The 13,430-nt window shown below is 70.7% G+C and carries 11 protein-coding genes and 1 pseudogene; 10 read left to right on the top strand and 2 right to left on the bottom strand.

The features are described from left to right. Positions 1 to 4 precede the first annotated feature (4 nt). The 7 genes from E1285_RS02855 to E1285_RS02825 all read left to right on the top strand — a co-directional run bounded on the left by E1285_RS02855 (position 5) and on the right by E1285_RS02825 (position 9,917). Positions 5 to 2,851 (top strand): alpha-L-rhamnosidase, encoded by a 2,847-nt coding sequence (locus E1285_RS02855; RefSeq protein WP_132147710.1) that lies wholly within the window; start codon positions 5 to 7, stop codon positions 2,849 to 2,851. Between the two features lie 31 nt (positions 2,852 to 2,882). Beyond that, complete coding sequence (locus tag E1285_RS02850; protein WP_165966428.1) at positions 2,883 to 4,133, top strand: ABC transporter substrate-binding protein; 1,251 nt, start codon at positions 2,883 to 2,885, stop codon at positions 4,131 to 4,133. A gap of 11 nt (positions 4,134 to 4,144) precedes the next feature. Further along, entirely contained in the window at positions 4,145 to 5,002 is an 858-nt protein-coding gene (locus E1285_RS02845) for a sugar ABC transporter permease (protein ID WP_165966427.1), read from the top strand. Beyond that, a complete protein-coding gene (locus tag E1285_RS02840) occupies positions 4,999 to 5,838 on the top strand; it encodes a carbohydrate ABC transporter permease (RefSeq protein ID WP_132147701.1) in 840 nt (279 codons plus the stop codon). Before E1285_RS02845 ends, E1285_RS02840 begins: the two co-directional genes overlap by 4 nt. 17 nt (positions 5,839 to 5,855) lie before the next feature. Continuing rightward, entirely contained in the window at positions 5,856 to 7,016 is a 1,161-nt protein-coding gene (locus E1285_RS02835) for an ATP-binding cassette domain-containing protein (RefSeq protein WP_132147698.1), read from the top strand. 10 nt (positions 7,017 to 7,026) lie between these two features. Continuing rightward, the gene (locus E1285_RS02830; protein WP_132147695.1) at positions 7,027 to 9,222 is read left to right on the top strand and encodes a N,N-dimethylformamidase beta subunit family domain-containing protein; all 2,196 of its coding nucleotides are present in this window, start codon (positions 7,027 to 7,029) and stop codon (positions 9,220 to 9,222) included. A 497-nt stretch (positions 9,223 to 9,719) separates the two neighbouring features. Then, a complete protein-coding gene (locus E1285_RS02825) occupies positions 9,720 to 9,917 on the top strand; it encodes a hypothetical protein (protein ID WP_132147692.1) in 198 nt (65 codons plus the stop codon). A 20-nt stretch (positions 9,918 to 9,937) separates the two neighbouring features. Here the strand turns inward: E1285_RS02825 and E1285_RS02820 are convergent, their stop codons facing one another. Further along, entirely contained in the window at positions 9,938 to 10,621 is a 684-nt protein-coding gene (locus tag E1285_RS02820; RefSeq protein ID WP_243722502.1) for a LysR family transcriptional regulator substrate-binding protein, read from the bottom strand. A 55-nt stretch (positions 10,622 to 10,676) separates the two neighbouring features. On the opposite strand from E1285_RS02820, the gene E1285_RS02815 reads away from it, so the two are divergent. Continuing rightward, positions 10,677 to 11,060 carry a DUF5997 family protein gene (locus E1285_RS02815; protein ID WP_132147689.1) on the top strand — a complete coding sequence of 128 codons (384 nt, stop codon included), beginning with the start codon at positions 10,677 to 10,679 and terminating at the stop codon, positions 11,058 to 11,060. A 124-nt stretch (positions 11,061 to 11,184) separates the two neighbouring features. Here E1285_RS02815 and E1285_RS02810 read toward each other — a convergent pair whose 3' ends face one another. Next, positions 11,185 to 11,676, bottom strand: a complete 492-nt coding sequence (locus E1285_RS02810) for a nuclear transport factor 2 family protein (RefSeq protein WP_132147686.1) — start codon at positions 11,674 to 11,676, stop codon at positions 11,185 to 11,187. Between the two features lie 481 nt (positions 11,677 to 12,157). Here E1285_RS02810 and E1285_RS02800 point away from each other — a divergent pair, with 481 nt between their 5' ends. Beyond that, positions 12,158 to 12,862: a DUF2267 domain-containing protein gene (locus E1285_RS02800; protein ID WP_132147683.1), complete on the top strand. Its 705-nt coding sequence runs from the start codon at positions 12,158 to 12,160 to the stop codon at positions 12,860 to 12,862. Between the two features lie 387 nt (positions 12,863 to 13,249). Beyond that, a pseudogene (locus tag E1285_RS02795) lies at positions 13,250 to 13,430 on the top strand (hypothetical protein); the annotation flags it as partial.

Raw genomic sequence — 13,430 nt, 5'->3', positions numbered from 1 at the left:
AGACATGACCGAAACCGGGGAACTGCGCGCCGCCGGGCTGCGCTGCCAGCACCTGGTCGACCCGCTCGGACTGGACGTGCCCGCGCCGGTCTTCGGCTGGGCGCCCGCCGGACCGGGCGAAGAGCGTCAACGCGCCTACCAGGTGCTGGTCGCGAGCACCCCGGAACGGCTCCTGCCCGGGACCGCGGACCTGTGGGACTCGGGCCGGGTCGAGAGCGACGACGTGAACGGCGTCGCCTACGCGGGCCGTGCGCTTCGCTCCGGCGAACGCTGCTGGTGGACCGTGAGGCTGTGGGACCGCGACGACCGGCCGGGGCCGTTCACGCCTTCCGCCACCTTCGAGACGGGCTTGATGGAACCGTCCGACTGGGGCGCCGCCACCTGGATCGCCGGCGGCGAGGACGTGTCGTCGCCGCTTCTGCGCACCGGGTTCCACGTTCCGGGAACCGTCGCGCGGGCCCGCGCACACGTCTCCGCCCTCGGCTTCTACGAACTGCGGCTCAACGGCGACCGCGTCGGCGACCGCGTCCTCGACCCCGCGACCACCACCTACGACCACGACCCCGACCTGCGTGACGGGGAAGGGGAGCCCGCGCGCATCCCGAACCCCCGCGTGCTCTCGTCCACCTACGACATCACCGGCCAGGTGAACGCGGGCGAGAACGCCGCCGGGCTGATCCTCGGCCACGGCTGGTACAGCGCGGAGGACGACGTCGGCTCCGGCCCCTTCCCGCGCACGCCGTGGGGCGACCGTCCCGCCGCGCTCCTGCTCATCGAGATCGAGACGACCGACGGTCAGCGGATCACGATCGTCAGCGACGGCACCTGGCGCACGACGGCCGGCCCCATCGTCTACAACGACTACGCGCACGGCGAGCGCTACGACGCGCGCCGGGAGGTCCCCGGCTGGGACCGCGCCGGCTTCACGGCGGACGGGTGGACGGCCGTGACCGCAGCGGCCGCCCCGGCCGGGCGCGTCCGGACGGGCCTGCTCGAACCCGTCCGGGTGATCGAGACGCTGCGGCCTGTCGCGACCCGCACGGCGGACGACGACAAGCTGATCGTGGATTTCGGCCAGAACGTCCCCGGCTGGACGGCGATCCGCGTGACCGGCCCCGCCGGGGCCGCGGTCCAGCTGAGGCACGCCGGCGATATCGACGCCGACGGGAACCTGGACGACGACGCCAACATGCAGTCCTGGCTGGCCGCCCGGCAGACCGACACCTACACGCTCCGCGGCGGCGGCGAGGAGGAGTGGGAACCTCGCTTCACCCTGCACGGGTTCAGGTACGTCGAAGTGACCGCGTCGAGCCCCGCCGTCGAAGTGCGGGACCTGCGCGCCCGCGTCGTCCACTCCGACCTCGAGACCGCGGGCGAGTTCAGCTGCTCCGACGAACTGCTGAACCGCATCCACCGCAACGTGCTGTGGACGTTCCGTGCCAGCTTCCAGGGCTTCCCCCAGGACGCCGCCGACCGCGCCGAGCGGGTCGGCTGGGTGGGGGACCCCGGCTGGTCCGTCGAGGACTACCTCTACACCTTCGAGGCGCGCGGGTTCTGGCTGAAGTGGCTGGACGACCTCGCCGACACCCAGCTCCCCGACGGCCGCTTCCCGACCATCTGCCCCCTGCAGTGGCGCGGCCGGGTCGACATGCAGGAATCCCTGGACAGCCAGGAGTACGGCGACCTGGAGAAGGAACGCGAGGAACTCCCCGACGACTGGTCGTCCGTCGTCTACTGGCCGTACGCGACGCTCCCGGACTTCGCCATGACGTCGTACCCGAGCATCGCCTGGAATCTCTACCGCTTCTACGGCGACCGCTCGATCCTGGAACGGCACTACCCGGGGATGCGGCGGGGCGTGGAGTTCCTGCGGACGCGCGCCAAGGACCTCGTCCTCAGCGAGGGCCTGGGCGACCACATGGAACCCCAGCCGGACGGCACCAGTTCACTCAGCCCGAAACGCACGCCCGTCGAGCTGACGTCCACGGCCTGGTTCTACGCGGTCACCACGATGGTCGCGCGGGCGGCCGCCGCCGTCGGCGAGGACGACGACGCGCACCGCTACCACGAACTGGCCGAGGCGATCCGGACCGCCTTCAACGACCGGTTCCTGGACACCGCCACCGGCCGCTACGCGACCGGCTCGCAGACCGCGCAGGCCATGCCGCTGTGGTTCGGGCTCGTCCCCGACGAGCACCGCGACCGCGCGGGCCAGGTGCTCGTCGACCGCATCGAGGCCGACGGCGGCCACCTGAACACGGGGACGATGGGAACGGCGGCGCTCCAGAACGTGCTGGCCGAGATCGGTGCGGCCGACGCCATGTACGGCATCGCGACGAACACCACGTACCCGAGCTGGGGCCACCAGGTCGCGCGGGGCGCGACGACGATCTGGGAGACCTGGGGCGGCGACCCCACGTTCAGCCGGAACATGAAGCTCATGGCCATGATCGAGAAGTTCCTCTTCAACGACGTGGCCGGGCTCGCACCGGCGGAACCGGGCTGGCGGCGCATCAGGGTGCGCCCCGCGCTCACCCATCGCCTCGACCGCGCGAGCGCCCGCCTGCGCACCGCCCGCGGTGACACCGCCGTCGACTGGCACACGGCGGACGGCGTGCTGGACCTCGTGGTCCAGGTGCCCGCGACCAGCGAGGCCGAGATCTCACTGCCCGCCCCCGGCACCGGGGAGCTGACCAAGAACGGCCGGACGCTCTGGCGTTCCGGAGAAGACCACGCCGCGCGGGACCTGCCCGCCCACGGCGTTCGGGGGATCAGGCGCAGCGGCCGGCACCTCGTCATCGAGGTGGGAGGCGGCACCCACCGCCTCCGGCTGGCGACCGCGCACGACTGAGCCCAGGCCCATGGCCGGAAAGAAGGACCTGATGAGAACACCGCTGAGAATCCTCGGCTGCGTCGCGCTGGCGGCGCCGCTGCTGGCGACCGGATGCGGCGGCGACGCCCGGAGCGACGGCGAGCTCGTCATCTCCGTGTGGGACGACGGGCGCGAGGAGACCTCCATCGACGTCGCCGCCCGCGAGTTCGAGAAGGCGAACGCGGGCGTCACCGTGACGGTGAAGAAGACGCCCTTCGACCAGCACCTCCAGGCGCTCCGGCGGCAGCTCGGCACCGGCCAGGCCCCCGACGTGGCGCTGACCGTGCTCGGCTACGGCGAGTCGGGCACGTCGCGCTCGCTGGCCGACAAGGGACTGCTCACCGACCTGGGCGGCGCGTCCTGGGCGGGTGAGATCCCGAAGGAGTTCGGCTCCGTCGTCGGGGACGGCTCGAAGGTGTACGGCTTCCCGATCGACTCGATGGCGATCGGGGTGTTCGCCAAGAAGGGAACGCCCGAGCCGGAGACGTTCTCCGACGTCCTGACGCGGTGCCGCGACGCCGCGGCGGACGGAAAGGCCGCGTTCGCGATGGCGGGCCACGAGGCGTCCAAGATGCCGCACATCGTCGGATTCGCGCTGGCCGGGTCCGCGGTCTACGCGGACGACCCCGCCTACGACGAGAAGCGGCTGAAGGACCAGGTCACATTCGCCGGTACAGCGGGCTGGGTGAAGGCGGTGGAACGCTACAAGGAGATGGTGGACGCCGACTGCTTCGCCGAGGGCGCGGCCGGGGCGACCCGGGAGGCGGCGGCGCGTGCCCTCGGCGAGGGCGAGGCGGAGATGGTCGTCGCCCCCACGGTGACGCTGCCGCTGTGGCAGGCCGCGGCCCCCGACGAGACGTTCACGATGTTCCCCTTCCCCGGTGCCGACGACCCCGCCCGGGTGCGCGTCCCGGCCGGCCCCAGCAGCGGTCTCGTCGTACCCACCAAGGCGAGCGCCCCCGAGCTCGCCAAGAAGTTCATCGACCACTACGCGGCCGACCGCGTCCGCTACACCAAGCTCGACGGCGCCGTCCCCGCGATCCCCGCGGGCCCGGACGCCGAGCGTGTCCCCGGCTACGCGGCGGCACTGGAGCCCTACATCCAGGACGGGAAGACCAGCCCGATCATGGACCAGCACTGGCCGAACCCGGAGCTGATCACGGCGTTCGACGGCGGACTCGTCAAGATCATGAACGGCGGGTCGGGCCCCGCCGACGTCCTGGAGTCGATGGACGCCGCATGGACCACCAAGGCCCCGTAGGAAGCCGCATCATGAAGACCCCGAGATCGGCCCCATGGGCATTCGTGGTACCCGCCGGCGCTCTGACGCTGCTCCTGCTGCTCGGCCCGTCCCTCCTCGGCGGGCTGTCGGCGTTCACCGACTGGGACGGGCTGACCCGGCCCACCTGGGTCGGGCTCGCCAACTTCAGGGAGTTCTTCGGCGACGGCTCGCACGTCGTGGTCCAGACCCTCATTATCGCCGCCCTGTACGTGGCCGGAGTCAACGCCGCCGGCCTCGGGCTGGCACTGGGGCTGGCGCGCACGCTGCGCACCCGCCACGTCCTGCGGGCATTGTTCCTGGTCCCGGCCGTGGTGAGCCCGCTCGTGGTCGCCTATATCTGGAAGTTCATCCTCGACGTCGACGGTCCGCTGAACGAGCTGCTGGAAGGCACCGGGCTCGGCGCGCTGGCACAGCCGTGGCTCGGCCAGCGGAACACCGCGCTGGCGGCCGTCGTCGTCGTGATGATCTGGCAGTTCTCCGGCTACCACATGCTCATCTACCTCGCCGGCGTGCAGAGCGTTCAGGAGGAGCTGCTGGAGGCGGCCCAGGTGGACGGGGCCGGGCCCTGGCGCCGGTTCCGCGACATCACCCTGCCGCAGCTCCGCCCCGCCCTCGCCATCGGGACCGCGCTGTCCACGATCCTGGCGTTCATGCTGTTCGACCAGGTCATGGCGCTCACCGGAGGCGGGCCGGCCGGCGGCACCGACACGCTCGGCACCTACGTGTACAAGCAGGCGTTCGTCAACGGCCAGTACGGCTACAGCGCGGCGGTCGCCCTGCTGCTCGTCGCCGGGGTGTGCCTGGCGGCACTGGTCCAGGTGCGGGCGCTGCGGGGGAGGGGCGCATGAACCGGTACGGCCGCTGGACGGCCTTCCGCGAGGCGGGCTTCTGGATCGCCGCCCTGCCCATGCTCGCTCCCGTGTACCTCGTGCTCGCCACGACGCTGCGCGATCCCGAGGACACCGGCGGATCGACGCTGGCGCCACCGTCCGCACCGACGCTCGACAACGTCGGGCGCGCCTGGAACGAGGCGGGCGGCGAGGCCGTGTCGTTCTCCCAGGCACTGTTCAACAGCGTCCTGACGACCTGCGCGGTCGTCGTCCTGCTGGTCGTGCTCGCGGCCCCCGCCGGGTACGCGCTGGCGCGGCGCGGTTCGCGGCTGTCCGGGCTGGTGTTCGGGCTCTTCGTACTGGCCCTGATCATGCCGATCCAGCTCGGAATGATCCCCCTGTACGCGTTCATGGTGGAGGCGGGCCTGACCGGCACCCGGGTGGGTCTCATCCTCGTCTACCTCGGGCTCCAGATGCCGCTGGCGGTCTTCCTCTACACGGGCTTCTTCCGGAGCCTGCCGACGGCGTACGAGGAGGCCGCCCGGGTGGACGGCGCCCGGCCGCTGCGGATCTTCGCCCAGATCGTGTTCCCGCTGGTGCGGCCCGTCACCGGCGTCGTGGCCACGCTGACGGGACTGTTCGTCTGGAACGACTTCTTCGTCGCCCTGGTGTTCACCGGAGGCACCGACAAGGTGACGCTTCCGGTCGCCGTCTACTCGTTCGTCGGCCGCTTCACGGCGGAATGGCCGCTGATCTTCGCCGCGGCGCTCATCGCGGCGGTGCCCGTCGTGACGCTGTTCGCGTTCGCGCAGCGCTCGGTCATGAAGGGCTTCACCAGCACCCTGCACGGGTGAGAGAAGGGGAGGGCGCGATGACGTCCATCGAACTCGACCATGTGGTCATGCGGTACGACGGGACGCAGGCGGCGGTCGACGACGTCTCGCTCGAGATCGAGGAGGGGGAGTTCTTCGTCCTCGTCGGCCCGTCCGGCTGCGGCAAGTCCACCCTGCTGCGCCTGCTCGCCGGGCTTGAACGGCCCTCGTCCGGCGCCGTCCGGATGGGCGGCGACGACGTCACCGCGCTGGATCCGCGGCGGCGCGACGTGGCGATGGTCTTCCAGAACTACGCGATCTATCCGCACATGACCGTCCGCGCCAACCTCGGCTACGGGCTGAAGGTGCGCGGGACCGGCAAGGGCGAGATCGACGCCCGCGTCGACGAGGTCGCGGACCTGCTCGGCCTGCGGGAACTCCTCGGGCGCCGTCCCGCCACCCTGTCGGGCGGGCAACTCCAGCGGGTCGCGATGGGCAGGGCCATCGCCCGCCGACCCCGCGCCTACCTGATGGACGAGCCGCTGTCCAACCTCGACGCCAAGCTGCGCGTGTCCATGCGCGCCGAACTCGAACAACTGCACCGCCGGCTCGGCGTCACCACCGTCTACGTCACCCACGACCAGGTCGAGGCGATGACGCTGGGCAGTCGCGTCGCCGTCCTCCGCGGCGGCGAACTCCAGCAGGTCGCCGCGCCGCAGGAACTGTACGCCCGCCCCGCCAACGCGTTCGTGGCCGCGTTCATCGGCTCCCCGGCGATGAACTTCGCGGTCGGGACCGTGCGCGGGGACACGCTGGAGTTCGGCGGCTTCACCCTGACGCCGCCCGCCGGGCACCGTCCCCCCGTGGGCGACGGTGAGCAGGTACTGGTCGGCATACGGCCGGAGGACCTTCGCCCAGAGGCCGCGCCGGATGACTGGATCCTGGGTGTGGAGTGCACCGTGCGGCAGGACCTCGGCGCCGACGTCCTGATCTTCTTCGGCGTCCCGGCCACGCGGGAGGAGACCGCGGAGATCGCGCGGGTCACCTTCACCGAGGAACGCGCCCTGGGGCCGGCCACCACGGACGAGGAGCGGCTGCTCTGCGCGCGCGTCCCACCCGCACACCGGATCGAGCCGGGCGACAAGCTGGACCTGGCGGTCCACCCCGGGTCCCTCCACTACTTCGACCTGGCGGGCGGTGCCCGCCTCGGAACCGGCTGAGGAGATGCCCATGGACGTCGTCGGTTACAGCGACCCGATCTGCGTGAGCCCCGGGGACAAGGTCTCGCTGATGATCAGCAGCGCCGACCCCGAGGTGCAAGTCTCCCTCGTCCGCCTACGCCAGGGGGACGGCCGCCCCGCCGAACCGGTCGCCGGGTCCCTGGACGGGGTCTACCGGGCCGGACCGCAACCGCTGAGACGCGGATCGTACGTGAGGGTGCCCCACGACCCCCGGCTCGACCTCGGTGCGGCCTTCAGCGTCGTGCTCTGGGCACAGCCCACACTCGTGGGCGCCGACGAGCGGGCCCTCATCGGCAAACAGGACGGGTCCGGCATGGGCTGGTCGCTCTCCATGACCGAGGACGGACGCGTCCGCTTCACGGTGACCGGCGAGAACGGCGCCGACCGGGTCGAGACGAGCCGCCGCCTCCGCGAGGGCGACTGGCACTGCCTGATCGCCACCTTCGACGGTCCAGGCGAAGAGATCTCGGTGACGGTCCTGCCCGTCCGCCCCTGGACCGTCGCGTCCCAATCGGTGATCAGCGAGAACGCCGAAACCGCCGCACGAGCCACCGTCACCCGCCCCGCGCCGACCCAGGCGCCCCTGCTGATCGCCGGTGCCCTGGCCCGGGACGACTCGGGCGAACACGTCGGCTCGGCCTTCAACGGCAAACTCGCGGCACCCCGGCTGTTCGGCCGCGCACTCACCCGTGCCGAACGAACAGCCGAACGCGACCGAACCGAACTCTCGGCCCCACCCGTTCCCGCGGCGGCCTGGGACTTCGCAGGCGTCATCGGCACACGCAACGTCCTCGAGACGACCGGGAACGCACCGCATGGCCGCACCGTGCAGCTGCCGACGCGAGGCGTGACGGGCCCCCGCTGGGACGGTCACGGCAATCCAGCCGAGGACCCCGGCCGCTACGACGCGATCCACTTCCACGACGACGACCTCGATGACGCGGGCTGGAACCCGACCGTCGAGTGGACCGTGGACACCGGCCTGCCCAGCGGCGTCTACGCCGCCCACGTCCGCGGAAGCCGCGCGGGCGAGGACTACATCCCGATCGTCGTGCGCCCGCCCCGGGACCGCGCCACCGCCCCGGTCCTGCTGGTGGCGCCACTGTTCAGCTGGCTCGCCTACGGCAACGTCCGCGCGCTGGAACAGTACGGCGGAAAGGGCGACGCCCCGAGCCGGTATGTCCTCGACCACGGCTTGAACAGCACGTACGACACCCACACCGACGGCAGCGGCGTGTGCTACTCGTCCTGGCGCCGCCCCCTGCTGAACCTGCGCCCAGGCTTCCACCTGCCGATCCTCGAGTCGCCCCACCAGCTCAGCGCGGACCTGCTCCTCGTTGACTGGCTGCACCACCACGGCCACGAGGTCGACATCGTCACCGACGCCGACCTCCACCACGAGGGCGCGGCCCTCCTGGACCGCTACCAGGTCGTCCTGTCCGGCACCCATGCCGAGTACTGGTCCGCACAGATGCTCGACGCTCTGGAGACCTACCAGAACTCCGGCGGCCGCTACATGTACCTCTCCGGCAACGGCCTCTACTGGGTCACCGGCCTGGACGAAGAAGAAGGCCACACGATCGAGGTCCGCCGCCAGGGAGCGGCCGTGAGCGCCTGGCACTGCGCGCCCGGCGAAGGGCACCTCAGCACGACCGGAGAACCCGGCGGACTCTGGCGCTGGCGCGGCAGGGCCCCGCAGCACTACGTCGGCGTCGGCTTCTCCGCCTGCTGGTCCACGACCCCCAAGGCCACGGGCGCACCCTACGTACGGGGCCCCGGCAGCCACGACCCCCGGGCAAGCTGGATCTTCGAAGGGGTCTCCACGGACGAACCCATCGGAGACTTCCCCAACCAAGTCCTCTCCTACGGGGCGGCAGGCTACGAGGTAGACCGCGCCGACCCCTCCCTGGGCACACCCCCGCACGCGCTGATCCTCGCAACGGCCACGGAATTCCCCGCCGACCACTGGATGCCCGCAACCGAGGAACTCACCAACCCGAACCTCAGAGCGGACATGGTCTTCTTTGAGACTCCGTCCGGTGGCGCGGTCTTCTCCACCGGATCGATCACCTGGTGCAGCGCCTTGTCCTACGACAACTACGCCAACAACGTCTCGACCATCACCAAGAACGTCCTCAGCCGCTTCCTCTCCCCAGACCCTTTCAACCCACCCCCCACCCCCTGACAACGCTGGCGATTGCTTGCCACTGCCCGGCATGCAGGGCGATCTGTGGACAAGGCCGCGCACAATACCGCTCCCGCCGAACTCGCCGGGCTTCCGCCGCACCGCCGGACAGTTGGAGCAGCGGATCCGCGTGACGCCCCGGTCGACCTGGCGGACGGCGGCAGAGCAAGGCGCATGGTGGCCGACCCGCGGTTCGCGGACACAACCTGGTCGTCGACGGTGGGCTGAGCATCACGTGGCCTCTGGCGCGCCCCGACCATTCGACCGTCTGACGCTGCCGCACATCGACCGGAGCCGAAGCCGTCCAAGCCGAAGGGTACGGGGCGAGGCAGCCCGTCGCCGGGGAGGCGCCGAGCTGCACATCAGGGGATTCGAGCGGGTTCGGCCGCGCGAGACGTCTGGCGACATGACACACCCGGCCCGACTTGCTTAACTATGGACGATCTTGTCGTTACTGTCGTACCCCAGGGTCGGCGAAGCGGTCACCGGAGGTAGCGATGAGGTCCGGACGGTGGATGCTCGTCGCCTGGCTGATCATAGGAGCGCTCGCCGCGGGACAGCGCCACTACTACACCCAATTCGATGGCAGCTGCGCCAGAATCGCCACGATCGGAATCACCTTGGCCACCGGTCCGCTCAACTACATCGGTCTCAACCCCACCGCCAACTGCAAGGTTCCCGAGCCGAGCGAATGACATGCCGGGCTCGACTCTCGTCACCTCCGGCGGCGCTTCTGGCCGCGGTGCTTGGAGGAGGGGCGCTGTTGCGGTGGCTTTTTGCCGGTGGGCTGTTGCCGGGGATTGCGGCCACGGGAGCTGTTGGGGGTGCGTCCTCGGACGATGCCGATCAGTTCCTCCATGAGGTCGGTCGTCTCGGCCGCGAGCCAGGCCAGGCCGATCTGGGACTGAGGAGCGTCGGTCACGGTTCGGTAGGTGAGGTCTTTGCGGTGGTGGAGGCGGGCCAGAGACTGCGGGAGCAGCAGGACGCCGGCTCCCGACGCCACCAACTCGATCGCGGCGGCGGTGCTCTCAGGACGGGTGAAGGCGGGCTGCCCGGGGCGGTCGTCCCAGGTCAAGACCTCGTCGAGTGGCTCGAACACGTCCTCGTCGGCGAGATCGGCGAGCTCCACCTCCTCCGCCGCGGCCACGGCGTGATCCTTCGGCGCCACGACCACGGTCGTCTCCAGGTACAGCGGGATCACATGGAGGGACTCGCGGTCGACGGGCAGGCGTACGAACGCCGCGTCCACGCCACCGTTCCGCAGCAGCGGGACGACCTCGGCCGCCGGCATCTGCAGCAGGCGAAGCGGCACCTCCCGGACCCGCTCGGCCCACACCCCGGCCCACTTCCCGGGCGTCACGCCCGGCACGTAGGCCAGCCGGAACTCACCATCGCTCACTCCGCCACCCTAGCCACGTTCGGAAGGTTCCCTCCCGCTGGCTACCCTTGAGGTCATGGGCACGTCCAAAGCAAAGACCCCGCAGACCATGAAGTCCGCGACCGCGGCCAAGAAGCTGGGGATCCTGCTGTCGGCAGCACCCGCCGATTTCCAGGAAGGTCCCGTCTCACGGGACGAATTGAACGCGCTCCAAGCCGACCCGCCCTCATGGCTGGCGAACCTGCGCCGTGAGGGCCCCCACCCCCGCCAGGTCGTCGCCGCCAAGCTCCGCGTCTCCGTCTCGGGTCTGGCCCGCGCCGGCATCGAGGGCCCCCTCACCACAGCCGAGATCGAGAACCTGAAGGCCGAAAGGCCCGACTGGCTGGAACGGGAGCAAGCCGTCCGCGCCGAAGTCCGCAGGGAGGAACTCCGCCTCAAGGAGCAGCGCGCCAAGGCCTGACTCACGGGACGCCCCGCTGCTGGCGACGTAGGCCGCATCGCTCAAGGTGCCCTGCATGGACGTGGTTCTCAGCAAGCGCGGCGCCCGAGGCCGCGTACACCTCATACAGGTGGTCGCGCTCGGGTCAGGTTCCCGGCTGCGAAGGAGAGGGCGTCCAGCGGTCTGCCAGGAGCCTGAAGCTGGGCACATCGTCGAGCGATATCGAGTATTCGTAGGTCCGTTCGTAGCCGATGCCACTGATGCGCCACCCGCTGTCCGCGCAGCGCCGATACGTCTCCTCGTAGAAGGCGGATCCGCGGATCAACACCCGGAAGGCCTTGGCGATGATGGTGTCCTCCAGGCACCAGGTGCCCTCAGCCCTGTCGCCGTCGACCCGGATCTCGGGTTGGCCCGCGAAGTGCACCGTGGTGATCTCGGGACCGAGGTTGCCGCGCATGTAGTCGACGATGGCGTCGCGGCCTTCCAGGCGAAGCGGCTCGCCGACCGCGCGGGTCCCGTAGGCGCCCAGGGCGTCCTCGGTGAGGGTGTCGGCGAACCCGTCCCAGTCCTTCAGGTCCAGGCAGCGCAGGTAGCGGTACTTCACCTGACGGATCTCTTCCAGGGCATTCAGATCCATGCGACGTAGCTTGCTCTACACCACCGCCATTGACAAGAACGCGTTCTGATTTCCGAGGCGTCCCTTCCGCTCGGCGTTCGGCACATCGGCCCGCCCTCCCAGGCGCTCGGCGGCGCCCACGACGACGTGATGACGTCCAGCAGGGCGAGCAGGCGAAGCTCGCCGGGCACGCCGACGCCGACCAGCTGCCGGAACCGGGCGACAAGGTCCAGTCCGCCAAGCGTGTGGCACCCACCCGCCCGCATCCTTCGGCGCCCAACACGCCACCGCTGAACAGACGCTGACTCCCGGCGCTGGACTTGTCGACCGGGTCCGCGGCCGCGTGAGCGGCCGTGGCGGCGACTGGCCCCGCCAAGGCGTCAGGCGTAAGCCTGTCAACCGCATTCAGGCCGAGGTCGCCGGGGGATGCGGGGCGTAAGAACAGGGGTGCCGGGTACTGCTGAGGGACTCGACCAGGCCGACCGAGTAGGGGGACCGCAGTATGGCCGTCAAGTATCAGAATCTTCTGGAGTCGGTCTCGGAGAAGACCGGGCTGGACTCAGGGGTTGCGCGAGCGGCGGCGGAGGCGACCGTGACCGTGCTGGCCCGCACGCTCGATGAACCCGACCGGGACCGGTTCCTGGACGCGATGCCAGGTCAGCTGAAGGGACGTCTCCCAGTCGAGGGCCAGGTGCGTGAGGGCGACGAGGCGGATTTCGTCCGCGCCGTCTCGCTGCTGGCGCATCGGCCGCCTGACGAGGCGCGCCTCCGGGCGCGGGCGGTGCTCGCCGCGCTCGCGGAGCAGGAACCCGACCTGATCGCGGAGCTGAACGTACCCGACCAGCTCCGGGGGATGTTCGCTCCGCCCGGGGTGGGCGGCGGTGTCACCGGCCCCACCGGACAGGAGGCGCCGCTTACCCCCGAGGAGGTGGATGCGGCACTGGGGGCCCTCCCGGACTGGTCGGGCGATGCCGGTGAACTCCGGCGTACCCTCGTACTCCCACCCGGCAATCTCGACCGGGTGCTGCGCAGGATCGACCTCCTGCGCGACGAGATGGGCCGCGGGCCCGAAGTGCGCCGCGGCGCCGACGGCGTCCAACTGGCCGTCCGCACCGCGTCCGTGGACGCCGTCACGGCTCTGGACGTCGAACTCGCCTCCCGGCTGGACGACGTCATCGACGAGGCGGGCGCCGGAATGAGCTCCTGAGCCGGCGGCGTGGGCCAGGGCACCCGGTCGACAGCGGGCGGGTGGTGGAGCGCCCCGCCCGCCGTGTCCGCTCGACGAAGTCCCAGGCGTCCTCGCCGCGCTCGGGAACCAGGCGGGCGGCCTCTTCGGCGATGGGGGTGAGCAGCCGGACGCCGGGGCGTGGTTCGGCCTAGCGTCCGAGAACACCTCTCAGGACGAGGCGGTCGCGCATCTCATCGGCGCGGAAGGGCCTTGGAGGGTTCGCCGAGCGATGGCGGACCGTCGCGTCGTGGTTAACGGGCGATCAAAACCTTGAGGTTGGGCGGCTGTGAAGGTGCGGTGTGGATCGTGGCGGGTAGAGGCGGCGGGGCGTCATGCCGATCCGCTCTCACAGAAGGGGTGAGCCTGGTGGCGTTCAATCCGCTCGAACACCGCGGTATCCCGCTGGACGACCAGCTGCGCAACTGGAGCCAGCTGGACGTCGCGCCCGTCGATCCCGACACCTCCGATCCCTACACCAAGTGCCGCATCATCGCGATGAACGGCATCGAGGTGGAGGCGATCATGTTCAGTCACCACTTCAACCGGG

It is taken from the genome of Actinomadura sp. 7K507 (assembly GCF_004348425.1).
Taxonomy (GTDB): domain Bacteria; phylum Actinomycetota; class Actinomycetes; order Streptosporangiales; family Streptosporangiaceae; genus Spirillospora.
The sequence above is the reverse complement of the archived record's forward strand: the minus strand, read 5'-3'. Positions and strand labels throughout refer to the sequence as shown.